The sequence below is a fragment of the Candidatus Thiodictyon syntrophicum genome (assembly GCF_002813775.1).
GTDB classification, from domain to species: Bacteria; Pseudomonadota; Gammaproteobacteria; order Chromatiales; family Chromatiaceae; genus Thiodictyon; species Thiodictyon syntrophicum.
This window is the reverse complement of record NZ_CP020370.1, coordinates 3410072-3434252: the sequence shown is the minus strand read 5'-3', so window position 1 is coordinate 3434252 and position 24181 is coordinate 3410072. Positions and strand designations below refer to the sequence as shown.

Annotated in this window: 22 protein-coding genes and 3 pseudogenes; 4 read left to right on the top strand and 21 right to left on the bottom strand. The window is 69.9% G+C overall.

Features of this window, described 5'->3' with window-relative positions; all coding sequences use genetic code 11:
- The first annotated feature begins 129 nt into the window (after positions 1–129).
- A complete protein-coding gene (locus THSYN_RS14485; RefSeq protein WP_100919762.1) occupies positions 130–849 on the top strand; it encodes a 4'-phosphopantetheinyl transferase family protein in 720 nt (239 codons plus the stop codon).
- Positions 850–870: 21 nt separating this feature from the next.
- On the opposite strand, the gene THSYN_RS14480 is transcribed toward THSYN_RS14485, so the two are convergent.
- The 4 genes from THSYN_RS14480 to THSYN_RS14465 all read right to left on the bottom strand — a co-directional run bounded on the left by THSYN_RS14480 (position 871) and on the right by THSYN_RS14465 (position 5500).
- Positions 871–1842 (bottom strand): hypothetical protein, encoded by a 972-nt coding sequence (locus THSYN_RS14480; RefSeq protein WP_100919761.1) that lies wholly within the window; start codon positions 1840–1842, stop codon positions 871–873.
- A gap of 45 nt (positions 1843–1887) precedes the next feature.
- On the bottom strand, positions 1888–2883 hold the full coding sequence (locus tag THSYN_RS14475; protein WP_100919760.1) for a hypothetical protein: 996 nt from the start codon (positions 2881–2883) through the stop codon (positions 1888–1890).
- A gap of 17 nt (positions 2884–2900) precedes the next feature.
- The gene (locus tag THSYN_RS14470; protein WP_100918590.1) at positions 2901–4577 is read right to left on the bottom strand and encodes a DUF6399 domain-containing protein; all 1677 of its coding nucleotides are present in this window, start codon (positions 4575–4577) and stop codon (positions 2901–2903) included.
- A 179-nt stretch (positions 4578–4756) separates the two neighbouring features.
- Positions 4757–5500 (bottom strand): class II glutamine amidotransferase domain-containing protein, encoded by a 744-nt coding sequence (locus tag THSYN_RS14465; RefSeq protein ID WP_100919759.1) that lies wholly within the window; start codon positions 5498–5500, stop codon positions 4757–4759.
- 140 nt (positions 5501–5640) lie between these two features.
- Between THSYN_RS14465 and THSYN_RS14460 the strand changes: the two genes are divergently transcribed.
- Together THSYN_RS14460 and THSYN_RS14455 are read left to right on the top strand one after the other, a co-directional pair.
- Entirely contained in the window at positions 5641–9045 is a 3405-nt protein-coding gene (locus THSYN_RS14460) for a hypothetical protein (RefSeq protein ID WP_100919758.1), read from the top strand.
- Between the two features lie 156 nt (positions 9046–9201).
- Complete coding sequence (locus THSYN_RS14455) at positions 9202–10665, top strand: RsmB/NOP family class I SAM-dependent RNA methyltransferase (RefSeq protein ID WP_100919757.1); 1464 nt, start codon at positions 9202–9204, stop codon at positions 10663–10665.
- A 116-nt stretch (positions 10666–10781) separates the two neighbouring features.
- Here the strand turns inward: THSYN_RS14455 and THSYN_RS14450 are convergent, their stop codons facing one another.
- The 6 genes from THSYN_RS14450 to THSYN_RS14425 form a co-directional block, all read right to left on the bottom strand.
- A complete protein-coding gene (locus tag THSYN_RS14450; RefSeq protein ID WP_100919756.1) occupies positions 10782–11189 on the bottom strand; it encodes an EF-hand domain-containing protein in 408 nt (135 codons plus the stop codon).
- Positions 11190–11476: 287 nt separating this feature from the next.
- The gene (locus THSYN_RS14445; RefSeq protein ID WP_100919755.1) at positions 11477–12463 is read right to left on the bottom strand and encodes a hypothetical protein; all 987 of its coding nucleotides are present in this window, start codon (positions 12461–12463) and stop codon (positions 11477–11479) included.
- On the bottom strand, positions 12400–13098 hold the full coding sequence (locus tag THSYN_RS14440) for an HD domain-containing protein (protein WP_100919754.1): 699 nt from the start codon (positions 13096–13098) through the stop codon (positions 12400–12402). Before THSYN_RS14440 ends, THSYN_RS14445 begins: the two co-directional genes overlap by 64 nt.
- A 75-nt stretch (positions 13099–13173) precedes the next feature.
- Entirely contained in the window at positions 13174–13605 is a 432-nt protein-coding gene (locus tag THSYN_RS14435) for an IS1096 element passenger TnpR family protein (protein ID WP_100919753.1), read from the bottom strand.
- A gap of 692 nt (positions 13606–14297) precedes the next feature.
- Positions 14298–14945: a type I-E CRISPR-associated protein Cas5/CasD gene (gene cas5e / locus THSYN_RS14430; RefSeq protein WP_157817671.1), complete on the bottom strand. Its 648-nt coding sequence runs from the start codon at positions 14943–14945 to the stop codon at positions 14298–14300.
- Entirely contained in the window at positions 14945–16012 is a 1068-nt protein-coding gene (locus THSYN_RS14425) for a type I-E CRISPR-associated protein Cas7/Cse4/CasC (protein WP_100919751.1), read from the bottom strand. Before THSYN_RS14425 ends, cas5e begins: the two co-directional genes overlap by 1 nt.
- A gap of 1314 nt (positions 16013–17326) precedes the next feature.
- On the opposite strand from THSYN_RS14425, the gene THSYN_RS33890 reads away from it, so the two are divergent.
- Complete coding sequence (locus tag THSYN_RS33890; RefSeq protein ID WP_157817670.1) at positions 17327–17464, top strand: hypothetical protein; 138 nt, start codon at positions 17327–17329, stop codon at positions 17462–17464.
- A 370-nt stretch (positions 17465–17834) separates the two neighbouring features.
- Here THSYN_RS33890 and THSYN_RS14410 read toward each other — a convergent pair whose 3' ends face one another.
- The 11 genes and pseudogenes from THSYN_RS14410 to THSYN_RS36675 form a co-directional block, all read right to left on the bottom strand.
- The gene (locus tag THSYN_RS14410; protein WP_100919748.1) at positions 17835–18077 is read right to left on the bottom strand and encodes a thioredoxin family protein; all 243 of its coding nucleotides are present in this window, start codon (positions 18075–18077) and stop codon (positions 17835–17837) included.
- A gap of 159 nt (positions 18078–18236) precedes the next feature.
- Positions 18237–18608, bottom strand: a complete 372-nt coding sequence (locus THSYN_RS14405) for a DUF4351 domain-containing protein (RefSeq protein ID WP_100919747.1) — start codon at positions 18606–18608, stop codon at positions 18237–18239.
- Positions 18593–18871, bottom strand: coding sequence for a DUF2887 domain-containing protein (locus THSYN_RS14400; RefSeq protein ID WP_100919746.1), 279 nt, complete (start codon positions 18869–18871; stop codon positions 18593–18595). The genes THSYN_RS14405 and THSYN_RS14400 overlap by 16 nt, the downstream gene beginning before the upstream one ends.
- Positions 18872–19235: 364 nt before the next feature.
- Positions 19236–19862 (bottom strand): disulfide bond formation protein B, encoded by a 627-nt coding sequence (locus THSYN_RS35330; RefSeq protein WP_216644767.1) that lies wholly within the window; start codon positions 19860–19862, stop codon positions 19236–19238.
- A 6-nt stretch (positions 19863–19868) separates the two neighbouring features.
- Positions 19869–20057 (bottom strand): annotated as a pseudogene (locus THSYN_RS35960) (hypothetical protein); the annotation flags it as partial.
- A gap of 28 nt (positions 20058–20085) precedes the next feature.
- Positions 20086–21546 (bottom strand): annotated as a pseudogene (locus tag THSYN_RS35325) (cation-translocating P-type ATPase); the annotation flags it as partial.
- A gap of 363 nt (positions 21547–21909) precedes the next feature.
- A pseudogene (locus THSYN_RS36560) lies at positions 21910–22026 on the bottom strand (cation-transporting P-type ATPase); the annotation flags it as partial.
- A 20-nt stretch (positions 22027–22046) separates the two neighbouring features.
- Positions 22047–22439 carry an EF-hand domain-containing protein gene (locus tag THSYN_RS14390; RefSeq protein WP_100919745.1) on the bottom strand — a complete coding sequence of 131 codons (393 nt, stop codon included), beginning with the start codon at positions 22437–22439 and terminating at the stop codon, positions 22047–22049.
- Between the two features lie 313 nt (positions 22440–22752).
- Positions 22753–22986, bottom strand: coding sequence for a thioredoxin family protein (locus tag THSYN_RS14385; RefSeq protein ID WP_100919744.1), 234 nt, complete (start codon positions 22984–22986; stop codon positions 22753–22755).
- A gap of 11 nt (positions 22987–22997) precedes the next feature.
- Positions 22998–24050, bottom strand: a complete 1053-nt coding sequence (locus THSYN_RS14380) for a permease (protein ID WP_100919743.1) — start codon at positions 24048–24050, stop codon at positions 22998–23000.
- The gene (locus tag THSYN_RS36675; RefSeq protein WP_257791247.1) at positions 24047–24181 is read right to left on the bottom strand and encodes a hypothetical protein; all 135 of its coding nucleotides are present in this window, start codon (positions 24179–24181) and stop codon (positions 24047–24049) included. Before THSYN_RS36675 ends, THSYN_RS14380 begins: the two co-directional genes overlap by 4 nt.

Here is a 24181-nt window from a genome sequence, read left to right as displayed (position 1 = left end):
CGCGGAGGAGTGAAAAATCAGCGGTACAGCTTACCAATTTCTCGCCCGGGGGGCGCAGCGAGCCGGCCGGCATGAGCGCCGGGGCAGCGCGCGGGCGCGCAAGGCTTGCGCCTTGGCTGCGCCAGCCAGATGACGGACGCCCCGCTCCACTGGCACCCGGCCGCGGCCGCCCCCGCCATCGCCCCTGGCGGGTTGCATCTGTGGCACCTGCACGCGGACGCGCGCGGCGATGACCTTGAGAGCGCCCTGGCGCTGCTCGGTGAGCGCCAGCGCCGCCGCGCCCTGGGCATGACCCACCAGGGCTACCGGGAGCGCTATATCCGCGCCCAGGCCGGCCTGCGCCGGGTCCTGGGGCTGTATCTGGGCCTGCCGCCGCGGGCCGTGGGCTTCACCTATGGCCCCGCCGGCAAGCCGGCCGCCGCCCAGGCCCTGGGTGCGCTCGAATTCAATCTCACTACCACCGCGGACCTGGCCCTGGTGGCGATCTCGCGCGGGGGCGAGGTCGGCATCGATTGCGAATGGCTGCGCCCGCGCCGCGACCTCGAGGCCATTGCCCGGCGCATGTTCAGCCCAGCGCAGGTACGCGCCCTGCTGGCGACCCCCCAGGCCGAGCGGCTGGCGTTCTTCTACCGCGCCTGGACCGCCCTGGAGGCCGACGCCAAGGCCGACGGACGCGGCCTGTTTCGCCCGCGCGAACCCGGCGCCCAGGTACCGCAGGTCATGCACTGCATCCCCGCCCCCGGGCACATCGCCGCGGTGGCGCGGGCGCAGTTGCCGCCGCGGGAGCAGTGGCTGACCTTGGAACTGATGCCGCTGGCGGGCGGCTCGGCAGAAGAATCCAACCCCTGACCCGGGTCGACCGACATCGCCTCAACGCGACCCCGGCCGCGCGTCGCGACGACGGCGCTGCCGAACGCCGAGGATGATCAGGACGGTCACGATGAGCCCGACGAGCGTCAGTGCCTCCACCAGGACGTTGCGCCACCAATAGGTCCGCTCCACGCCCAGCAGCCGCGGTTGACGCGGCGCCTGGGCCGCGACCGAGACGAGCGCCGGGCTGCCCACCGCCAGCGCGCTCACCGAGGGCGCGTCGGCCGTATCCACGCCTTCCACGCCCGTGGGGTAGCCGGGGGGCGCGTAACGCAGCCGGACATAGGCGACCGGCACGGCATAGTCATAGGCCCGGCGGCTCAGCAAGCCGCGGCCGCGCCGATCGACGGTGATGGCGGTGACCTGGGCCGGGATCGCGACCCGCGGCCCGCCGCCGCCGAGTCGGGGGCGGGGCAACATGGGCAGCAGGGGGGCGTCGACCGGCCAGGTCCATTCCAAGAGCCCGAACGGACGCAGCCGCCGCAGCATCAGGGTCTGGCCGGGCTGCGCCGCGTCGAACGACGCCTCATCGAGCCGCACCTGCGTCTGTCGCAGGATGCCGCTGCCGGGCGCCTGGCGGCAGCGCCGGTCGGCCGCCGTCTCGGTCTCGCCGACCGCGGCCAGGATCGCCGGGTCGATCGGGGCACCCGCCCCCAACCCCGGCGCCTGCGGTGCGCGGTAGCAGACGATGGCCCCGAAGCGATGACGCACCACCGTGTGACTGGCGCGCGCGCCGCCGGCCCGTGCCGACTCGACCCGGACGGATTCCTGGGTGGCGGCCACCACGCCGACGAGCCGCTCGCCCCAGACCTCGGCGGCGGCATGGGGTCCCTCGGCAACGATCACCAGCAGACTCGGCACGCCCAGGATCAGCGCGGGCAGCGATAGCCACCAAGGCGCGCGGGCGGCCAGCGTCAGCAGGGCCAGCACGAGGATGGCGGCAGCGGTACACACGAGCAGGGTAGCGGTCATGCCGGGCCTCGGGGTGACGGGTATCTGGTGAAACTCAGGAGCGGTTCATTCGCGCTGCAACCACCGGGCGAAGGTCGCGGCCAGTCGCAGGCTGTAGATGCCCTCGCGCAGACGGGCCTGGGTCAGGGCACAGGTCAGGGCGAGACCCTGGCGATCCAACACGCCCGCCGGTAGCTGCCACTCGCGCACCAGGCGCCAGGCGCGCTTCAAGGTGGCGCGGCGCGCGGGGTCCGGCTTGCGGCGAAACAGGCGTCCCTTGAGCTTGACCGGGATGGGCAGCGGGCACGGCAGGTGGCCGGGCGAACTGCGCCAGGGGCTCGCCATGACCTCCGGGTAGTAGCGCTCGATCAGGTGCCGATAGGCCTGGTAGTCGCGCATATCCTCGATGGCCAGGGCCAGGGCCGCCCAGGCGACCAGGGGTGAGCAGAAGGGCAGGTGCAGTTCCACCCGGTGCCGGTCGACCTCCTCGCGCTGGAGGATGAAGTGGCGGCGCTGGTGCTGGATCGTCAGAAAGAGCATCAGGGCGCGCTCCTGCGACAGCCCCGGGAAGGCGCCCAGGCTGGCGATCAGGCTGGTACGCAGATTCTGTTCCAGGACCCGGTAGTTGCAGATGATCCGCGGCGGCAGGGCGACCGCCGTGCGGCGGATGAAGCGGTCCGCGAGCCTGGTCGCGTCCCCCCAGCGCGCCAGTTCCACGTCGGTCTCGTCGATGGGGAGCACGCCCATGCCGACGCTGCCGCCCTTGCCGGTCCACACCACCCGGGGGCGCGCCAGTTCCCCGCAGAGGTCGGCCCCGGCGTGGCGCCAGTGGTGACCGACACGCTCTTCCAGGCTCATGGTGTGGCCTTCCACGTCCACCAGGGACAGGGCGATACCCTGTTCGCGGGCGAAGGTGCTCGTGCAATAGCGGCTCACCGGGTCCGCCGCGGCGATGGCGAGTCCCTCCACCTGCACCCCGCGTTGCTTGAGCGCCACGGCGATCAGGCGCGAGTTCAGCGACCCGCTGAGACTGACCGCCTCGCGCCGGTTGGCCTTGATCATCGTTCCGGCCACCCCCGTTACGCCGCTACCGGCAGGAGCGCGGGCGGCTTGGGCGGGCGCGGTCGTCGGCGCGCTGGCGGCGGGGGCAACGGCATGCGCTGGAGCACCTGCGCGAACAGCGTTTCGTGGGCCCGGCCGAAGAAGCGCTCAGCGGCAGTGGTCCCGTCGGGGCGACGGAGGTGGAAGTTATGTACGGCGGTCAGTGCCTCGAGCTTGCGGTCGCTCAGGCGATGTCGGCCATGGTGATGTAGGGACAGTTGGCCGTTGCGCCCCTCCACGCTGGAACTGCTGCGCTGGAACAGGTCGGCGCAGTCACCGGCCACCTGTTCGAGGCGCGCGCGCTCGGCCTCTGGGAGGGCCTGGAGCGGATGATCGCGTTGGCGCAGCGGTTCGAGCAACTGCCGGCTCAGGGCGTGCAGACGGTGGCGCGGTTCAGCGAGCGTGCTGCGATTGGCGACGCGCTCGAGGTAGAGCGCCGGAATCAGCTGCGTGAGCAACGCCAGTTCCACGGCGGGCGGCAGATTCAGCGCCTCGACCTTGGCCTGCACGGTCGCAAAGAAAAAGGTAATGGTGGCAAGGAACTGAATCGTCAGGCGCTGCGCCTTGGCCAGGCGCTCACGGGCGCGCGTTGGCAGATCGGCCGCGTCGGCCAGCTGTTGCAGCCGCGTCCACACGTCGGCAAAGCGTTGCGCGATGCGCGCCACGGGCTGCGCCTGTCCCTGCTCCAACTCATAGGGGTGATAGAGGGTCCCCAACTCACGCACCAGTTCACGGGCCTCGGCCTGACGCGCTTGCGCCTGTACCTGATCGGCTTCGGCCTGCACCACGACCGCCAGGGCGGCTTCAATGCGGGGCGCGAACGCCGGTGGGCGCCCGCGCGGACGCGGGGATTGGGCGTCATAGGCCTGCGCGGTCGCCCGCTCAGCGTCCAGCGACGTCTGGGCGGCCGCGACGCTGGCGCCCGCCTGTTTCACGTGGCGGACCAAGTGTAGGCTGGTGCCCTTGGACACCTCCTGTTGCACATGAAACAGGTCCGGGGAATGATGGGCCGCACAATCCGTCTGGATATGGCGGCGCAACGCTGTGGCCTCGTCGCTGGTGCCCTGGATCACGGTCACGTTCAAGCCGTCCAGACCCGCGCGCAACGCCTGCGTCCAGGTGGCCGCCGTGCGATCGGCGGCGTACTGTTCGCGCAGCAGAAAGTTCGACACCGGCTCCAACATGACCAACAAAATCTGCGGATGAAAGGTCTCATCCTCGCACGCCGTGATCGCGCGGTGCGGCATGCCCACCGCCAACGCCGCCCGTTGCTCACGCGCCACGGCGACCACCATCTCCTCCAAGGCCGCATTGAGGGCCTGGTGGGTGCCATAGCTCGCGCCGACGAACGCCGACAACCCACTCAACTTCAAGAATTCACACACCATCCGCACCCCGGCACCGCCGTGCAGCGTGATGACGAAGTGCGCCGCCACCACCACTTGGTGCAGCCACTGCACGCCCTCAGGGGTCGCCACGAAGGCTGCCAACACCGCCGGGGCCGCGCCGACCGGGGTCGGCTTGCACCAGTCCTGCAAGGTGCTGCGCGCCACGCCCAGTTCGGCGGCGACGTGGCGTTGCGGCTGCCCCGTCGCCAAGCGGGCCACGGCCGCCCCGCGCTGTTCGGCTCGCTCCAGGCGCGAGCGGTGCTTCACGACCCACCGCCGGCCGACCGCCGGACCACGCCCGATGGCGTCGACCCGATGTCTGCGCTAAAGTCGATCCCGGCAGGACCTTCGAACATCGTGCTTCTCCCTCGGTTTGTTTGCACTTCCAAGGGTACACAATTTCGCGGGTCCTGCCGCTCTCCAGTGGGGGTTAACCAAGCCCTACGCTAGGTCTTGGCCGGATTTATGATCAAGGCCCGCCCGTCACCCCCGGCAAGGCCGGCGGTCAGGGCCGCCTCGAAGGCCGCGTGGACCGCCGCCGCGCCCTCCTCCAGCCCCAGCGGCTCGCCGTTCAGGTCCTGCCACGGCAGGTAGGAGGCCCGCTGCAGACCGCTGCTGTCCAGGGTCCAGCAGGCGCCCGGCGCGGCCCCCCGGACCTCGCCATAGGGGGTGTGGTCGAGCAGGAAATAGCCGAGTGTGGCCACCTCGCTGACCCCGTCCAGGTCCAGGGTGAGGTCGATGGACAGGGCCGCGATGACGCGCAGACTGGTGCTGAAGAGCCAGCGCCCGGCCTGTTCGCACACATAGAAGGGGCGCAGTCCCAGGGGATCGGTCAGGAGCCGCAACTGCCGCGCCGCCTTGTCGTAGACCAGGGCGCAGAAGACGCCGTGACCACCCGCGGCGATCACCCGCCCGGGGTCCGGGCCGCACAGTGACCTGAGATCGGACCGGCGATCGGCCCCGCCCAGCAGGGGGCGCCCGGTGAGGGTGGCGAACCAGGCCTCGTCGTCATGCCAGGCGGGTTCGCCATAGGCCCCGATGTCCACCTTGCACGCGAACAGGGTCCCGTCGAAAAACTGCTCGCGCACATCGCTGTCGGTGCGCGAGATATGGGTGCGGATCTCGTCGGCGAGTTGCTGGTCTTGCGCCGTCCAGCCGCCGGGCGAGAAGATGCCCGCAAGGATGGTCATGGGATTACTCCAGGGGCTATCTTTGGGTGCAATCAGACCTGATGGGTTGACGCGCAAAATTCTACGCTGGCGCGCCGCAAATTGTTAAGGTTCCGATACCCATTTGGCCGCCGCCGTGCGGCCCCAGGAGCAACCAGCCCATGCGCCCCACCCCGCCCGCCCCAAGCCCCGTCCCACGACCGGTCCTGCGATTGGTCTTCGGCCCCCTGTGCCTCATCGCGCTGGCCCTGGGCCAACCCTGCCCCGCCGCGGCGCCCGCGTCCGCCCCCGCATCTATCCAAGGCCCCGACCTGGTGGTCAACGGGGACTTTGAGCAGGCCGGCGGCAGCGCGAGCGCCCCCTTCCCCGGCTGGACCTTCTTCTCCTGGGACGGCGCCGCGCAGGCGGCGCCGGATCGGGAGGCGCGCCCGTCCGGGGGCACCACGGTCCACCTGCACGGCACGGCCCCGGGCAAGGCGGCCATCCATCAGCGCCTCCATCTGGTGCCCGGCCGCTACCGGCTGAGCGCGCTCGCGGCCTCCTGGGGGCTGCGCCCCGGCCGCGACAATCTGGGCGGCCGCCTGCTCCTGGAACTGCCGGGCAGCCGCCCGGCGATGGTGAAGCTGCCCCAGGGGGATCAGGATTGGACCCCGGTGGACCTGGTCTTCGAGGTAACCAAGGAGACCGACAGCACCCTCTACTGCTTCCTCTACGGCCCCGGGGACCTGTGGCTCGACGAGGTGCGGCTGACCGCGCTCGCCCCCGACGACCCCAGTCCCACGGGCGTGCAGCCGGCCGCGGCGAGCCGCGAACCCCTGCGCTTCACCCCGCCCCTGGTCGCGGCGGACTTGCTGCTCGCGGGCTACTGCGCCGACCCGGAGCAGGCCGCGCGCCCCCACTGCCGCCGCCTGGCCGCGGCGGATCGGGCGGCCCTGATCCCGCCGCGTCACCCAGGGCCGCGGGTGCTGGCCGCCTTCGACCCGCCGCGCTCGATCGGCGACGGTGCCGGTCATGTGGATCTGACCCCCGGCAAGGGCCTGCCGACGGACTGGTCCGGTTATGACTATCTGGACCTCCAGATCAGGAACCCGGGCGCGCGGCCCGTCGACGGCCTGGTGGAGATCCGCGACGCGCGCACCGCCAACTACTGGTCCCGGGTCAACTGGTACACCCGCTTCCTGCCGGGCGAGCAGCGGCTGCGCATCCCGCTCCAGGTCTTCGTCGGCGAAAAGTCGGTGATCAAGGAGCGCCGCCGCCTGGCACTCGACGCCATCACCCGGCTCTTCATCAGTGTGAGCGGCGCCGGCCAGGTCCAGGTCATGGACGCCCGATTGACCTCGGACCCGCCGTACCGCAATGACTTCGCGCGCCTGCTCAAGCTCGACGGCGGTACCGAGACCAGCCCGGTCATGGGCGGCTTCAGCCCCCTGACCGCCGACCTGGGCTATCGCCCCGGGCGCGGCTACGGCTTCGACCCGGCCACGCGCATCCCCAAGAGCGAGGACCGCCGCCACCCGGACAACCTGCTGCGCGACTGGCTCTCCATCGCCTCCGGGGGCCTGCGCTTCGACCTGCCGGACGGAGACTACGGCGTCTGGCTGATGCTGGAGGACCCAGGCTATTGGGAGTATGTGCAGAACTACGACCGACGCGCCGTGCTGGCCCAGGGCACCGAGGTCTACACCGACCGGATGACGCCCGAGTCCCTGCTCGCGCGCATCTTCGCCCACCAGCACACCGAGGACCTGCCCGGGAACGACATCTGGACCCGCTACATCCGCGGCCGCTACCGGCCGATCGAGTTCCAGGTCCGCGTCACCGACGGCCAACTGCGCCTGGACTTCACCGCCGGCGCCGCCAAGACCTTCGCCAACACCCTGTCCGCACTGTTGATCTGGCCGATGACGGAGGATCGGCAGGCGCGCGCCTTCATCGAGGAGCTATGGGAGCGGCTGCATGAGCAGTACCGCAACGAGTATGCGGAGGACCGCGAGCCGTCACCCGCCGCGGCCGGCGCCACGGTGGCGCCCGCGCCGGGGCCGATCCCGGAACTGCGCGTCTTCCATCGCCATTGGGGCCAGGACCTCAAGGCCGCCGACCGCCCGCGCCCGGACGAATCGGTCGCGCGCATCGAGATCACACTCGCCCAGGGCGAGTTGGAGCCCCTGACGCTCGACCTGTACGCCCTGGCCGGGCTGACCCTGACTGCCGCCGAACTGGACCTGCCGGGGCTGCGTGCCGACCCCTACCAGGTCCGCCACAAGCTCACCCGCACCACCGACGACGGCGCCCGCTATGCCATGCTCCCGCGCCTGCTCGACCCCCTGACCCTGCCGCTGCAACTCCCCGCCGGACAGAGTCGGCGCCTCTGGTTCAGCGTCAGCCCGCAGGCGGACTGCCCGGCCGGGACCCATGAGGGAACGCTGCGACTGACCCTTGGCGACGGCCGCCGCCTGAGCCTGCCGGTCGCCGCCACGGTGCGGCCCTGGCCCCTGCCCGTCGCCAACCAGCCCTTCGGCTGGCTCGGCAGTGTCCCGGTCTACACCGAGAGCGCCTTCCCCGCCGCCCTGGCCGCCAAGCGGGCGGCCGACATAGCCCCGGCCCTGGAACTGGTCCGCCGCCACGGCATGACCGCCTTCACCGGTGGCATCGGCGGCGTCCTGCCGACCAAGGGCGCGTCGGGACTCGCCATCGACTTCTCCACCCTGGACGCGGTACTGACCCAGGGCGCCCCCTTCCCCTTCCCGCCCCACAGCTATGGCGGCCTGGCCCCGCGCGGCATCGGTTTCGAGCGCTACCAGGTCGGCGACACCCAACACGCCTTCGGCGCCCCCTACCCGGAGGTCCTGGCGCGCGTCCTGGCGGCCACCCGCGCCCATCTGGCCGGCGCCGACCGTTTGGAGCCCATCTACACCGTCGGCGACGAGCCCAGCGGCGCCGGCATCGCCCAGAGCGCCGCCCTGGCCGACGCGCTGCGCGCGGCCGGCGCCCGCAGTTCGGTCTTCACCAGCATCACCGACGCGAAATCGCCCGCCGCGGCCCTGGTGGGCCGGGTGGATCAGGTCTTTCTCACCCACCACAACGCCTGGGCCCTGGGGCAGATCCGTGCGGCCGACGGCCAGTGCGGCACCTACAACCTGGGCGGGCGCTATGCCCGCGGGCTCTACCAGTATCGGCTGCACCGCCTGGGCTGCCGCGCCGGCTATTTTCAGTTCGCCTTCAACGCCACCCACGTCGACCCCTACTATGCACTGGACGGGCGCGAGGACGACTTCGCCGCCGCCTTCCCCACGGATCAACCCGGCGTCCTGATCCCGACCCAGGACCTGGCGCGCTTCGGCGAGGCGATCGACGACTACCGCTACCTCCAGGCCCTGGAGACGGCCATCGCCCGCGGCGGCGACCGCCCGGCGGCAACGCGGGCGGCCCGCTGGCTGGATGACCTGCTCAACGGCCTTGAGGTCGATCACCGCGCCCTGACCGCCCCGCCGCTGGACGACCAGGCATTGGACCGGATGCGCGCCCAGGCGGCGGCCTTCATCGATGAACTGGGCGGCACTCGGTGAAGCCGTCGCCGCAGCGGGTCGTTGTCGTTGTCGTTGTCGTAATCGAGGTTATTCGAGTGTCCCGGATTCTCTCGTACCCCAAAGTGCATCGCTTTTTCGATTACGACAACGACAACGACGACGGAGTTAGAGGCATTGCCTAATGGACCGGACCCTATGAACCCACGCGCATCCCGCGGCAGCGCCGCCTCTTTGCCGACCCCGCAGCAGGTGGCGGCCTCGCCGCTCGGGCGTTACCGCGACCTCCTGGACGACTGGGACGCCTTCGCCGCGGCCCTGTGCCGCCCGCTGGCCCCCTGCATCTGGGCCAATCCCAGCCGCATCGCGGTCGCCGACCTCATCGAACTGCTGGCGGCGGAAGGGATCGCGGCCGTGACCATCCCCTGGCTGCCGGGGGCCCTGCGCCTGCCGGTCGAGACGCGCGCCGGCCAGCACTGGTGGTACTGCGCCGGGCTCGCCCATGCCCAGGAGGAGGTGTCCCAGCTCCCGGCCCTGCTGCTGGACCTGGTCCCGGGTCAGCGGGTGCTGGACCTGTGCGCCGCCCCCGGCGGCAAGACCGCCCAGATCGCGCTGGCCCTGGGCAACCGCGGCACCTTGATCGCCAATGACATCGCCGCCGCCCGTATCAAGGCCCTGCAAGGCAACCTGGACCGGCTCGGCATCCTCAACTGCTCCACCACCTGCACCGACGGGGCCAACTGGCCCGCCGCCGCCGGCCAGTTCGACCGCATCCTGGTCGACGCCCCCTGCTCCAGCGAGGGCACGCTACGCCGCAGCCCGCCGCTGTTGGAGCGCCTGGACCCCGGCAGCCCGGCGCGCCTGGCGCCCCGTCAGCGTGCCCTGCTGCGCAAGGCGGTGCAGCGTCTCAAACCCGGCGGGCGCCTCGTCTATTCCACCTGTACCTTCGCCCCGGAGGAGAACGAGTGTACGGTGGCCGCGGTCATGGCCGAGTACCCGGGGCAGTTGCGCCTGGTACCGATCGCCCTGCCCGGTCTCATCGGCACGCCCGGCATCACCCACTGGGAGGGGCGCGACCTGCCCGCCGAGTTGGCCCTGGCCCTGCGCATCTGGCCCCACCACAACGACAGCGGCGGCTTCTTCATCGCCGTGCTGGAAAAAGACGCCCGCACGGCCGCCGAGCCGGACCCGCTGCCCGCGCCCCTGGACCCCTCCGACGGCGCCGACTGGCTGCCCGACCTGAGCGACCACTACGGCCTGCCCACCGACTGGTTCCGCCACCTGCGCGCCCACCGTCAGACCCGCCGCGGGCTGCACCTGATGGCCGCCGACCACTGCCCCCCCGCCCTGCCCCGGGCCGAGGGCAGCGGGCTCTTCTTCCACCGCACCAATGTCCGCCCGCCCAAGCCCACCACCAGCGCGGCGCTGCTCTTCGGCCCCGCCGCGACCCGCTTCCACCTGGCCCTGACGCAGGACCAGCGCGAACGCTATCTGCGCCGGGAGCAATTCGACCCCACCCCCGCGCAGGCCGCCGCCAACCCGCCGGGCCAGGTGGTGGTGAGCTATCGCGGCGCCGTCCTGGGGGTCGCCATACTGCACCGCTCCGGCATCATCGAGAGCCTGTTTCCGAGCCGGTGGAGTGGGTGTACCGGCGGGTCATGAAAACCGTCATAGCCAACAGCGAGGTCTATGGTCCGCACAGCGGACCCTACGGCGCCGCGCCCGTAGGGTCCGCTGTGCGGACCAGCGATCTTCCGTCCAGCAGAATGGTTTGCCCCCTAGTTGCCCGCGCCTGGCCCCTTGCCGGGACCAGGACCCGCCCCGGGACCCGCGCCCATGCCGGGTCCCATACCCATCCCCGGGCGGTCCTGCATCCGTGCCTGACGCCCGGCGTCGAATTCGGCCGGGGTCATCTTGCCGTCACCATTCTGATCGAAGTCGGCGAAGCTCGGGGCCGTGGCCGCGCCGCGCATGGCGGCGCCCTGGGCCGCGCGGGCCGCCATCTGCTCACCGTGGCCGGTGGCGAACTCCTGCGCGGTCACGGCGCCGTCGCCGTTCTTGTCCATCGCGGAGAAGCTCATTGGGCCCGGCGGCGGCGCGGGCTGCGCCGCCACGACCCCGGCCCAGGCGGTACACGCGATGACCAGGGTTGCGCCGAGTGAAAGGGTACGGATGTGGTATGTCATCGTCTAACTCCAGGGTTGTGCCATGGTCGAGCCATGGTCAGTCATGACGACCGTGCCCCGCCAGGGTAGTCGGCGGCGCGGCCAAGGGGCAGTCTTGCAGCACTGCCACGACACACTAATCACAAACGCGGGCACACTCCGTGCGGCATCACACAGAGATTTCTCTCGCGGCAAGCGCCGTCAGCGTGGTCAGGCGGATGCCCGCAGGGCGGTCTGCTATCGTCCCATGCACCGAGATAGCGGAACCGCTATCGCGTTCCGCCCAGCGTCGGCTTGGGCGAAGAACGTCAAAGGCGGCGCAGTCCGATCGAGTCATAGCGGAGTCGGCACGCGCCGACATCGACCCGGTAGCCGCCCGCGCCATCCGGTGTCGGGACGCCAATCGTCCCGGGTGCGACATCGCGCAGCCAACGCGCCGGTACCGGCAGCGCCTGGATAGCCGAGCCTGTGAATGGCGACGCCATCGCCACGCTCAGTTCGACCGTCACCGTGCCCTCACCCAGCCGGGTCGGCACGGCCTCGGTCATCGGCTGCTCCGCATAGGGTCGCGACCAGTCCAGCAACCCGCCCTGGGCCAGTTGCCGCTGGGCCAGCCGGCGGCCCCAAGTCTCCTGCCACAACGGCGACCAGCCTCGTAGACCGGCGAACGCCGCAAGCGCATCGGGATGCGTCGCCGTCTCCACCAACTGCCGCACATCGTCTGGGACCGCGATGCAGTCCCTCCCGCGCAACGCCTCCAGTGTCGCGAGCGTCGCCAGGACGTCATAGACATAGGCCCACTCGCTGCCGGCCGGCATCTGGCCGTGTTGCCCCAGAGCCCGCCGCAGCGCGACCGCGGCGGTCTCCTCCACCGCCTGCGGTTCGAGCACCAGCATCGGCAGGACCTCGGTCGGCCGATGCCGGCCCAAGCGCCCGCGCCGTTGCAGCAGCACGTCCGCGGGCGCCGGATCGGACACCAGCAGGTCGGCGTCGATGTCCAACGACTGCTCCGCGGTCTGGGTGGCGACGATGGCGAGCGGCATCCGGGTGCCGCCCTTGCCGATGACGCCGACCAGCAGCGCGTCGAGCGTCTGCCGGTCCAGGTCCACGTAGCGCGAGTGGTGCAGCATCGTCGGCACACCGGCCGCCAGCAGTTCACGATAGGCGTGCCGGGTGCGCAGCACCGACAGCATCGCCTGATCGATGGTGCCGACCGCGATGGGCGCGGCCATCACCCGCTTGGGGCAGGCGATGGCCCAGGACCCGGTCTGCTGCCACTGGTCCGGGTCGGGCACGCCGGAGACTGCCCGTGCGACGCCGTCCGTGCCGAGATTCCCGGCCAATGCCCGCACCACCCGGCTCGCGAGCGCGGGCGAATGGGTGCGCGCCAGCCGCGCGATGCGCCCGTGGACCGCGGGCGCCCCCGAGTGCCAACCGGACCAGGGCAGCGAGTCAAGCAGCGACGCGACGGCCGCCAGTCGTCACCCGCCACCGGCAGACTGGAGCCGAGCCAGTCGGCCAGCATCGTGAGCCCCGCAAAGAGATGGTCCAAGGAGCAGGTCCACTGGATCGGCGCCGCCTCCCCGAGCGCCGTCGGAAAGCGCCGCAGCAACTCGGCGGCCAGTTCGTCCATCTCGGCGATCGGGTCATAGGCCGACGTGGCCGCGACCTGCGTCCTGACCTGTGCCAGCGCGACCGAGATGTTTGCCTGGAAACCGACCAGTGCCTTGCCGCAGTCGTGCAGCCCGGCGAGACAGGTGAGCCTGGCGAGTTGGACCTCGGTAAGCCTATGCCCGCACGTCGTCTCCAGACGACTGCGCAGGACCGGCGCGGCGAGCAGGCGCGCGGCCGCCAGCGCGATATCGAGCGAGTGCCCGATCAGGGAACGGCGCGCGCCGGTCTTACGGTCAGTCTTGGCGATAGCGGTCACGGGAAGCCCTGTACACTGCAAGAAGAATGCTCACGCCAAGACGCCGAGGCGCCAAGATTTTTTGTGGCGGATGCGTTACTCGAACGCTGGGAATTGCTCGGGCTTCTCGCCGCTCTCATCGATCAGGCTGGGGTAAGCGACACCGGGCTGCGCCGCGAATGGTTTGCTCCTGGTCCGGCTGATCTGGAAGATCCAGTAGTCACCGTAATCGAACAGGTAGAACAGCTTTCGACCCTTCGGCAGGGGGAACAGGCTCTCCAGCGTCGTGGTATACAGACGATCGTCCGCCTCGTTGTCGGGGTCGTTATCATAGCGGACGCGGTCCCGGCTCCGCTGCGTCCGGGCAATAAAGAAGCTATAGAGGTGGTCGTCACCGAAAGCGACGGCTCGCTGGATGATGTAGTGCAGGTCCTCCAGCGTCGTCGCGGCGTCGAGGGCGATGGTCGCCGCCCAGTCCTTTTCCGCCCAATGCCCTGACAGGAGTTTGATTTGCAGTGTCCAGATCATTTGGTCATTCCTCTCGTTCGCTCGTTAGCAAGGAGCGGTGTGGCAATACGGTCCGGCCGCTCCGGCGGCCTTGATGATAACCCGGCCAGCGGCCCTTGCGGCAACCCGTCGCGGCCTGGGGGCCGCTCCTACGCCGTAGGAGCGGCCCCCAGGCCGCGACGGATGTTACCCTCGAGGTGGCCGGAATAATGATCAAGGCTGCTCCAGCGGCCCGTCCAGGCACGCGACGCTGGAGCGTCGGCACTTGCTCCCACGCTGGAGCGTAGGAGCCAGAAACCCCGCTCAAGGCGAGTTTCCGCCATCGATTCGCGAGCGCCGCGCGACCTGGAGTCCAAGGCTTCAGCCTTGGATGGGCAGCGCCAAGGCTGAAGCCTTGGACTCCCTGTCCTCTTGGCGCCTTGGCGTCGCGACGCAAACGCTCGACCGAATCGAGCAGGACGAAGCGGTAGTGTTCGAGATTCGCCATTGGCTTTCTCCGCAACGATGCCGCAATTGGGCGTAAACCCCCGCGGACGGGGAAGAGACTCGGCCTGGTCGACCTTCGCGAGCTCGTTGGCGGGTGAACCCTCGCACACGGGGAAGCGACGTAAGCATCGCGTTCCAGCGTGCGATGTTGGCCGGTGAACCCCCGCGCACGGGGAAGAGACCTCGCACATAACAACTTAATCTCCATCGCAAAACGGCCAAAACCATCACCCCACCGCAAACAGCATCGCCCCTCGCCCCCGCGACGGCACCGACACCACCAGCCCATCGACCAGCCCCGCCACCGGCCGGTAGAGGGTTCCACCGCGCTCCGACTTCACCAAGTCCAAGGCATCACCGAGCGACGAGGCTTCAAGGACACGCTCACCCACCTGGCCGCCGGGCGGGCACGACTGGCGACCGAGACACAGCGGAAAGACCGGGTCGCGCAGTGCCTCGATGAGTTGCGGCGCGGTCCAGGGCGGATCGACCGCCGCGACCACGCTCATATCGGCGTCGGCGAGCAGCGGGCGATACTGCATCTGACGCTCCTTGGCGCCGCCGCTGCCCTCGCGCCTGATCACCTGTAACGCGCCGTGCCGATCCACCACCGCGCACTTCATGCCGATGGCCGCCAGGTCCGCGGTCTGGAAGTCCACGAGCGGCGTCCCCGGCCGGTGGACCACGACGCCATAGCGCAGGGCCTCGGCCAGCGCGCCCAACCGCTCGTCGCCGCGCCGGTACCCGAGCGCGGCGCCGAGCATCCCGGCGACCATGGTCAGCGAGGGGATCGGCATCTGCTGCGCATAGCCGTCGATCCGCGACCCGCCGAGCGACATCAGGGGTCCGCGCCAGCGCATCACCTGGGCTTGCATCACTTCACCCATGCGGCCAGGGCGGCAGCGGCCAGCGACTGCACACGCGATACCGGCTGCGCCGACTGCTCGGAGAGGCACAGTGCCGCCGCCGGTCTGCCGTAGGTCTCCGCGTCCGCCGCGGCGGTCTCGCGCAGGCGCGTCACCGCCTGGTCCTGCCGGGAAACCGGCGCGGCATAGGCGTCCATCAGCGAACGGACCTGCCCGCCGACCTCGACCAATGTCTCGATCACCCGCGCCGGTGACCGGTTGCCGATGGGCGAGACGGTGAGCAGGACGGCGAGCAGCGGCGCTATGACCGCGGCCGGCGCGACCCCGTTGCTTTGCAGTTGGGCGGTGTCGATGAGGACATGGCGGTAGAAGAGCCCGGCCGCCTCCTCCCGGGTGTTGATATGCGACCCGCCGGCCTCGCCCGCCGCGCGGTCCTTGAGGTCATCGGTGACCAGGAAGAAGTCGACGACCGGCGTGATGGCATGGGTGGTCAGGGCATCGCCGAACCGCACCGCGCGGTCCACGGTCGCCACCGCGATTCCCGTCGCCATCCGGCCGAAGAGTGCGCCGTCGAAGCCGACCGAGCCGCGCGTGGTGCACAGTGCCTCGATCGCCTGCACGACCGCGGGAGCTGTGTCGCTCGGCGGCCTCCGCTCCACCAGGGCACGCAGTCCGCCGGGGGCGATGCCCGCGGCGGCACAGGTCGTGGCGACGGCGACGAAGAGACGCACCTCCTGCTCCCCGACGATCAGGGGTGCGGCGGTCTCGTCCGCGTCGGCGGCGCGCGCATCCGTCACCTCCTTGCGCCACAGGGCCATCACGGCATCGGCCCAGGCCGCGGCCTCGGGAAGCTGCGCCTGTTCCAGCGCGGGCCGCAGCAGTCGCTCCCCGACCAGCGCGGTCCGGTAGCTGTGGCCGATGCCGCCCGCGGCTTCGAGCGCCTCCCAGTAGCCGCGGGTCTTGCCCTGGTCGACGCCGAGCCCGCAAACGCGCACGACCCGATAGCCCGGCATCCCCATGCTCGGCGGCCGGGTGACGTCTGCTGAACCGAACAACATGGCGTGGCGCGTGCGCATCGACCAGACCCGCCCGGCCCAGAGGCGGAACGCTTTGCCGTCGACGATGGGACCTGCGGATCATCCGCGTGCCCCTTGCCGGCCAGGCGGGACGGCACCGAGTGCTGGCCGACCCCGGCGAAGCGGCCGGGACCGGCGGACACCAGGTGGCAGGGCCGGGCCTCCAGTTGGCGACCGACAATCCCCACAGGCCGCCCCAGAGTGCAAAGACCGCCTCCTCCGCCGTGCCGTCGGCGACCGGCTTGGCCGCATGGGCGAGCTTCGCAAAGGTTAAATCGATGTCGCTCAGGGTCATCGCCGAGCGGTTCTTGCCGGGGTCGAGCGGGGGCTGAAAGAACCCGACCTCGTCCTCGGGGGCAATGAGCCGCAGGGCGTCGGCGCCAACCTGCCGCAGCCATTCCCCTTCCCAGTCCGCCGCCGATTGGGGTGGGGCAACGGCATAGCGCCGCAGCGCGACCATCATGATCGCCAGGACCATGACCGCCGGGCCGCGCTGGTGTGGTTGCAGGCGGGTGAGTTCCAACGACTCGCCGGACTGGATGGCCGCGAACACGTCAAAGAGCCCGAGCTGCCGACCACCCGCCCCAAAGACAGGATTCGATGCCGCGTTCATCGTTTTCCGACCAGGTACTTCCCATATCCAAACCGGTGTCCCGGATCTTCTGCCTGTTTCGTCCGCGGCGCCAGGAGTTCCAGACGGACACCCGCGGCCGTCAACTTTCCGGTGGGCACCTGCCCACTTCAGTCCGCCTGACGGTCCCGCCCGGGGGGGCCGGGACGATGATCAAGGCCTCCGGGGTATTCCCGGGGGACCGCCCGATCAGGGCCGGTGCCCTGTCCCTTCGCTCAACCTTGAGAGTGCAGTCGGGTAGGTCGGGTCAGTACCGCCATCGGGTTACGGCGCGCGATAAGCCTCTGAACCAGAACGCGAGATCGTGCGGTGCGTGCCTAACCCGATCGACCGGGCGTCCAGTCCGGCCCGGCCTGGGAGCGCCGCACCCCAGTGCGGCGCGATCTCGCAGATCACCCCGCCGGTGTGGGTTTAGCAGAGGCCGCGCCGCACTGGGGTGCGGCGCTCCCAGCAGCCGCTGCGGCTTGACTTAATGACAGTGACGCGGGAGCGTGGGAACGAGAGGGCTACACGGCGACCCTGGATTGTCAGTGGCGTCGGTCGGGTCAGGCGCGCACTGAATGCCCCCAAAGCGATCCGCCATTGCACCCCCCGCCAAGCGATCCGCCATGGCCGACTGCCCCAAGGCCAGGTCCGAATCAAGCTGCCCGGCCAGCAAGGCGCACTCGGCGAGAGAAGTCCTCATGCCGGATAGGGTGGCCAGGCACTCCGCGGCCTCCAGGTCGCCGCGGGCGCCGGTCGGGTCGCCCCGGGGTGCGGCGGTGGCGGGCGCGGGCCTGCTCCAGCAGGAGTTGGGCGTGATCGAAGCCGGGCAGACCTAAGAGCACCGGCCGGTGCAGGGTTCGCTCCGCCATCACGGACTCGGCCTCGGCGAAGGACTGTGCTCCTTCAGCACCCTGTGGATCTCCTGCACCGACGCTGTGGGAGCGGCTTCAGCCGCGACGGGACGTCGCGGGTGGTCCGAACATCACGGGTTTCGGCGGCCTCGGGTCGCGGCTGCCGGCCGTGGCAAGGAACATCAGCCACCCCGAGCGATGCAAGGCTTGCCTGGGGGCGGCTGGCGGCGGCGCTGCGAGGCCGCGCTAACCTGCGATGTTGCGGGCGCTTGCGAGGCCCGGTCGCGGCTGAAGCCGCTCCCACAGTGCCGCTGCGCGGCCTTCACGGTAAACGGCCGGGCGTGAACCGCCGCGTTCAGGCGGCCGGGGCGAACCAGCTTTCCACCTTCTTGCGATCCGGTATGCCCCCGGCGTGGACGACCTGCTCATCGATCACCACGCCGGGGGTGGACATGATTCCGTAGCGCGCGATCTCCGCGATCTGATCCACCTTTTCCAACTGGATCTCGACACCCTTGGCGCGGGCGACCTCACCGACCAGGGTCAGCGTGGTCTGGCAGTTGCGGCAGCCGGGGCCGAGGATCTTGACGTTTTTCATAGGTTGCTCCGTTTGGAAATGCGTTGCTCGCAGGTGGAGACGAAGACCCGGCCAAAAGGATGCAGCCTGAGAGAGAAAAAATGGCCTTCAGGGGGACACCCGACCTGCGGACGCCGTCCGGCCGCAGCCGCAGGCCGCTCCCACGCCGACCGACAAGGCTCAGGGCCGGCCCAGCCAGTCCCGCAGGTCCGACTGGCTGTCCAGGTCGAAGATGGCCTCGGACAGGGCTTCGAGGCGCGCAAGCGGCAACCGATCGAGGCGGACCTCGAGCTCCGAGGCCAGCGGACCGAAGCGGCGCCTGGCTTGGCGTAGCAGCAAGGCGGCGGCTTCCTCCTGCCGACCCTCCTCGCGGCCCTCCTCGCGGCCCTCCTCGAGCCCTTTCCCGTGGCCGATGGCTACCAGTTCCTTGCAGGCCCGGGTCTGCTCGAACGGTGTCTGGATGCCGAACATGGTCACTATCTCCCGATAGCTCATGTGGCTGAAGCGGACCGTCAGCCAGGAAAAAAAGACGTCAGTCAGGCTCTCGCGCACGGGTTGCGGCAGCGCCGCGGTGGCGATCCGCTCGTGGGCTTGCGGTCCCTCCCGGCGCAGACGCTCCCGATCGGCGACTCGATCACCCACATCGGTTCCCCGGGCGCCTCCGGCAGCAGGACGCCGTCGGTGCGCCGGTCGAGACCTTTGACCTCCAGCGCCTCGAAACGATAGGGTCCGCGCACCCGGATGCCGTCGGTGAGGATCGCCAGGGTCTCGGCGTCGGCACCGAGCAGGGTATAGATCTCGCAGTCGGTTTTCATGGGACGACTCCGAGCGGCGGTCGATTGCCGGTGCCTGGCGGTCCGGTGTTGCACTGCGCGCGAGCGCAGTATAGCGGTCGGCGCACGCCAACGTCGGTACCTGGCAGGGCTCGGGCCAGGCCTGCGGTGCCGGTCGGGTTACCGTGCAAGTCGCGCAGCGACGCTGTGGGAGCGGCTTCAGCCGCGACGACGCCTCGCAACCCGGTCGGTCGGGTTAGGCGAGTTCGCCAGGATTTCGCGTTTTCGCTTAGAGGCATATCGCGCGCCTAACCCGACCTGCAAGCCTGTTCCGCGGGTAGCCCGATGGAGTTGTGCGCGTGCGCATCCGGCCCTGCAGAAGGATCGTGGCCATCGCGGGTGGTATCTATCCGGTGTGGGCCCGCCGGTCATGGGTGCGGCGCTCAGCGATCCGACGGTCGCGGGGTCCGACGCTGGGCAGCCGCTGCGCCCGGTACTCATGCACCAGTGCCCAGCCACCAACTGCCAGGCCGCCCGCGAAGGCGATCATCGCCCAATTGGCCAGCGACAGGCCAAGGACGAGCCATTGCGTTTCGTCGCTGGAACCGCCGGCGAGGAACAGGGTCGGGACCTGCTGGCCGAGCCATTCCACCAGGTCATCGATCCGGGAGAGTTGGCCGGCGCTGCAGGAGAGGGTGTTCGCGGGCTGGAACTGGAGCCAGCTCTGGTAGCCGGCGACGGCCAGACCCAGGGCCGCGACCGCCAGGGTCAGGACGGCCGGGAGCCAGCGCCCCCGCACGTTGGCCGGGACGACCGCGATGAGGGCCAACACGGCGATAACCATGAACAGCAGGCGCTGGAAGACGCACAGGTGGCAGGGCACCAGGTTGAGCCAAGGGGTCAGGGCGAGGCTCGCAACCACCGCCGCCGCGCCGACGAAGGCCACGCCGCCCCACACCAGGCGCGGGGTGAGCGGGCCGAGCTTGAGCAACTGGAACCAGAGCACGCTGGCCAGTCCCAACCCAACGGGCATCGCCAGTTCAGCCGGCGGCAAGGGCGCGAAGCGAAAGACGCCGGACAGACCCGGCAGGTAGAGCGCCAAGGCCAGCAACCCCAGCGCCAGCCCGGTGACGATCCACAGGTTCGAGAAAGGCGATGTGCATCGGAAACAGCATGGCGGGATAGCCCAGCAGGACCGGGAACAGGGCCATGCCGGCGATCGGCACATGGACCGCCAGGATGTAGGACATGGACTTGCGCATGTTCTCGAAGATGCGCCGACCCAGGCGCACCGCGCGCACGATGGAGGCAAAGTTGTCGTCCAGCAGCACCAGCGAGGCGGCCTCACGGGCCACGTCCGTGCCGCGTCCGCCCATGGCGATGCCGACGTGGGCGGCCTTGAGCGCGGGGGCGTCGTTGACGCCGTCGCCGGTCATGGCGGTGATCTCACCGTCGGCCTTGAGCGCCTGGACGATGCGCAGTTTCTGTTCCGGCGCAATCCGGGCGCAGACGCTCACCGTCTTCATGCGCGCCTGCAACTGCGCGTCACTCAGCGCCGTGAGGTCGTCGCCGGAGAGCAGGTCATCCGCCGCCAGTCCGGCCTGGCGGGCGATGGTGCGGGCGGTGGCGGGGTAATCGCCGGTGATCATCACCACCCGGATGCCGGCCTCACGGCATTGGGCGACGGCCGCGGGGATCTCCGCGCGCAGGGGGTCGGAGAGGCCCAGCAAGCCAATGAAGGTGAAGTCGAATGCGTGCTCGAGCGCTGGCCAATCCTCGCCGACAAACTGCGCCTGGGCCACCCCGAGCACCCGCAGGCCCTCGGCGGCCAGGGTCTCCACATCGGCCGCGATCCGCGCCTTGGCGTCCGGGTCGAGATGGCACAGATCGATGATCGCCTCCGGCGCACCCTTGGCGGCGACCACGTGGGCGGCGCCATCGACGGCCTTCCAGACCTGCGACATGGCGCGCAGCTCGGGCGTCAGGCCGTATTCCTGCACCAGAGTCCAGTCATGATGCAGATGTTCGGTATTGGCGAGAAAGCGCTGGCCCAGGCGCTGGAAGGCCTGCTCCATCGGGTCGAAGGGGTCGATCGCACTGGCGAGGATCGAGAACTCCACCAGCAGATGAAACACCTCGGGCAGCGCGTCGGGCGGCGCGTCTGGCGCGGCCTCGTCCACCGTAAAGGCGTCCGCCCCGACCAGGAGCCGGGTCACCGTCATCCGGTTCTCGGTGAGGGTGCCGGTCTTGTCCACGCACAACACCGAGGTGGCGCCCAGGGTCTCGATCGCCGTGACGCGCCGCGTCAGCACCTTCTCTTTGGAGAGCCGCCAGGCGCCCAGGGCCGGAAACACTGTCAGGACCACCGGGTATTCTTCCGGCAGCATGGCCATCGCCAGGGCGATGCCGGCCAACACCGCCTGTAACCAGTCCCTGCGCATCATACCGTGGACCAGGATCAACAGCAGGCTCATGCCGAGCGCCAGCAGCGCCAGTGTGGTGATCAGGCGGGCGGTTTGCTTTTGCAGCGGCGAGCGCTCGGGCTTCAGCGTTCCCAGGGCAGTGCCGATGCGGCCGATCTCGCTGCGGGGGCCGGTGGCCGTGACCCGGGCCGTGCCCTGCCCCGCCACGACCAGCGTCCCGGAATAGACGAAGGGCGTGTCGTCGCCGCCGGGCCGGGCGGCCGGGGTCTCCCCGGTGGCGATGACCTTGGTCACCGGCACCGCCTCGCCGGTGAGCAGGGACTCGTCCACCTGTAGCCCCGCTGCCCGCGACCAGCACCGCGTCGGCCGGCACCCGGTCGCCCTCGGCGAGCATCACCAGATCGTCGCGGACCACCTCACGCCCGGCGATGCGTTGGGCCGTACCATCGCGTAGGACCAAGGCGCGGGGCTGGTGAGGTCGCGCAAGGCCTCGATCGCCCGTTCGGTCTTGCCTTCCTGGTACAGGGTGAGGCTGAGCGTGACCAGGACGAAGCCGAACAGGATCAAGCCTTCCTGCAACTCGCCGAAGATGAGGTACAGCGTACCGGCGGTGAGCAGCAGCAGAAACATCGGCTCCCGCGCCGTCTCCCAGACGATGGTCAACAGGCTGCGCCGCTGGCCCCCGGGCAGGGCATTGGGGCCATCCGCAGTGAGGCGGTCGGCGGCGGTGGCGGCCGTCAAACCTTGCGTAGTGTCATTCGTCGAGTCGGTCATCAAAGCACCGGATGGGCGACCTAGTTACCCCGACCGGGGCCGTTACCTGAACCAGGACCAGCGCCCATGCCGGACCCCATGCCCATCCCCGGGCGGCCCTGCATCCGTGTCTGACGCCCGGCGTCGAACTCGGCCGGGGTCATCTTGCCGTCACCATTCTGGTCGAAGTCGGCGAAGCCCGGGGCGTTGGCCGCGCCGCGCATCGGGGCGCCTTGGGCCGCGCGGGCCGCCATCTGCTCGCCGTGGGCGGTGGCGAACTCCGGCGCGGTCACGGCGCCGTCGCCGTTCTTGTCCATCGCGGAGAAACTCATGGGGCCCGGCGGCGCAGGCTGCGCCGCCCCGCCCATGGACCAGGTGGCACACGCCATGACCAGGGTCGCGCCGAGTGAAAGGGTACGGATAGGGTGTGTCATCGTCTAACTCCGGGGTCTTGCCATGGTCGTGCCATGGTCAGTTATAGCGACCGCGCGCCGCCAAGGTGGCTGGCGGCGGCACGGCGAAGAAGCAGTCTTCCAGCACTGCCACGACACTCTAAGCACAAGCGCGGGTGCACTCCGTGCGGCATCGTACAGAGGGCGGTTGCTGGGAAAACTTCATGATGAGGTCGAGATGACCTGACACTGTCGTTGTCGAGGCCATCATGCCGATTACGACAACGGTATCTACCAGGGCTTCGCGAAAGTGATAGGTGGAAAGGGCGTGGTGGATAAAGGTTGGCAACGGGCATCAGCCGAGCCAACTCTCGATCTTCTTGCGGTCGGGCACGCCGCCCGCATGGACCACCTGCCCATCGATCACCACGCCAGGGGTGGACATGACCCCAAAGCCCGCAATCTCGGCCATCGACTCGATCTTCTCCAACGCGATGTCGACCCCCTTGGCCTTGGCGATCTCCGCGATCAATTGCGCCGTGGTCTGGCAGTTGCGGCAGCCGGAACCCAGGACCTTGATGATTTTCATGGTGGAACCCCTCACAGAACGAGATTGAAGACATAACCGACCAACAGGATACCCGCTGCCACCACCCCGGCGAAGGTGGCGATCAGCGGCCATTTGAGCACCTTGCGCAGGATCAGCATCTCCGGCGCCGAGAGCGCGATGACGCTCATCATGAAGGCGAGCGTGGTGCCGAGCGCCGCCCCCTTGCCGATCAGGGCCTCGACGATCGGCAGGATGCCGGCGGCATTGGTGTACATGGGCACCCCGAGCACCACCGCCGCCGGCACCGCCCACCAGACATCGCGGCCCATGAAGCTCGCCATGAAGTCTTGCGGCACGAAGCCGTGGATGGCCGCGCCGAGCCCGATGCCCACCAGCACATAGGGCCAGACCTTGCCGACGATCTCGCGCACATGGCGCCAACCTGCCTCGAAGCGCTCGACCCAGGTGTAAGCCGTGCCGCTGGGGGCCGCCGCCGTACCCTGGTGAATGGCGCGCACCCAGTCCTCCAGATAGCGCTCCATCTTGAGCCGGCCGATGATGAGCCCGGCCACGATCGCGATCAGGAGCCCCATCCCCAGATAGAACGCCGCCACCTTCCAGCCGAACAGGCCCAGCAGCAGGGCGAGCGCAATCTCGTTGATCATCGGCGCGGCGATCAGAAAGGAAAAGGTGATTCCCAGCGGGACCCCGGCCGAGAGAAAGCCGATGAACAGCGGCACCGCCGAGCAGGAGCAGAAGGGCGTGACGATACCCAGAGTCGCCGCCATGGCGTTGCCGGTCCCCAGCCGCCGCCCGGCCAACAGCGCCCGGGTGCGCTCCGGGGCGAAGAAGGTCTGGATCACCCCCATCAGGAAGACGATGCCGGTCAGCAGGAGCAGGACCTTGGGGGTGTCGTAGAGGAAGAAATGCGCCGCCTCGCCCCAGTGCGTGGCGCGCGACAGGCCCACGGCCGACACCAGCAGGTCGGCCAGGTCGGAGAGATGCCAATAGATGGCTACCCAGAGGGCGGCGGCCAGGGGCAGGCCCCAGAGCCAGGGGGTTAGCGCCGCGGGCGCGGTCGTACGTGCGGTGTTGTCGGTCATGTCAAGCGAATCGATATCGGGTCCACCAGTTCCAATTGCTCGGCCTCCGGGATGTCGTCCGGCTCGCTGCCCTGGCCGCGCTTGGTCATGAAGGCGGAGGCGCCGATCTGCTTCTGACGGTCATCGTTCAT

What these genes read in the sequence shown, in the direction of transcription:
- THSYN_RS14460 (WP_100919758.1), top strand. Translation starts at nt 5,641, where the DNA reads ATGCGCCCCACCCCGCCCGCCCCAAGCCCCGTCCCACGACCGGTCCTG.
- THSYN_RS14450 (WP_100919756.1), bottom strand. Translation starts at nt 11,189, where the DNA reads ATGACATACCACATCCGTACCCTTTCACTCGGCGCAACCCTGGTCATC.
- THSYN_RS14390 (WP_100919745.1), bottom strand. Translation starts at nt 22,439, where the DNA reads ATGACACACCCTATCCGTACCCTTTCACTCGGCGCGACCCTGGTCATG.
- THSYN_RS33890 (WP_157817670.1), top strand. Translation starts at nt 17,327, where the DNA reads ATGCCGGATAGGGTGGCCAGGCACTCCGCGGCCTCCAGGTCGCCGCGG.
- THSYN_RS14410 (WP_100919748.1), bottom strand. Translation starts at nt 18,077, where the DNA reads ATGAAAAACGTCAAGATCCTCGGCCCCGGCTGCCGCAACTGCCAGACC.
- THSYN_RS35330 (WP_216644767.1), bottom strand. Translation starts at nt 19,862, where the DNA reads ATGCCCGTTGGGTTGGGACTGGCCAGCGTGCTCTGGTTCCAGTTGCTC.
- THSYN_RS14435 (WP_100919753.1), bottom strand. Translation starts at nt 13,605, where the DNA reads ATGATCTGGACACTGCAAATCAAACTCCTGTCAGGGCATTGGGCGGAA.
- THSYN_RS36675 (WP_257791247.1), bottom strand. Translation starts at nt 24,181, where the DNA reads ATGAACGATGACCGTCAGAAGCAGATCGGCGCCTCCGCCTTCATGACC.
- THSYN_RS14455 (WP_100919757.1), top strand. Translation starts at nt 9,202, where the DNA reads ATGAACCCACGCGCATCCCGCGGCAGCGCCGCCTCTTTGCCGACCCCG.
- THSYN_RS14385 (WP_100919744.1), bottom strand. Translation starts at nt 22,986, where the DNA reads ATGAAAATCATCAAGGTCCTGGGTTCCGGCTGCCGCAACTGCCAGACC.
- THSYN_RS14425 (WP_100919751.1), bottom strand. Translation starts at nt 16,012, where the DNA reads ATGCGCACGCGCCACGCCATGTTGTTCGGTTCAGCAGACGTCACCCGG.
- THSYN_RS14380 (WP_100919743.1), bottom strand. Translation starts at nt 24,050, where the DNA reads ATGACCGACAACACCGCACGTACGACCGCGCCCGCGGCGCTAACCCCC.
- THSYN_RS14400 (WP_100919746.1), bottom strand. Translation starts at nt 18,871, where the DNA reads ATGAAAACCGACTGCGAGATCTATACCCTGCTCGGTGCCGACGCCGAG.
- THSYN_RS14465 (WP_100919759.1), bottom strand. Translation starts at nt 5,500, where the DNA reads ATGACCATCCTTGCGGGCATCTTCTCGCCCGGCGGCTGGACGGCGCAA.
- THSYN_RS14480 (WP_100919761.1), bottom strand. Translation starts at nt 1,842, where the DNA reads ATGACCGCTACCCTGCTCGTGTGTACCGCTGCCGCCATCCTCGTGCTG.
- THSYN_RS14485 (WP_100919762.1), top strand. Translation starts at nt 130, where the DNA reads ATGACGGACGCCCCGCTCCACTGGCACCCGGCCGCGGCCGCCCCCGCC.
- cas5e (WP_157817671.1), bottom strand. Translation starts at nt 14,945, where the DNA reads ATGCAAGCCCAGGTGATGCGCTGGCGCGGACCCCTGATGTCGCTCGGC.
- THSYN_RS14475 (WP_100919760.1), bottom strand. Translation starts at nt 2,883, where the DNA reads ATGATCAAGGCCAACCGGCGCGAGGCGGTCAGTCTCAGCGGGTCGCTG.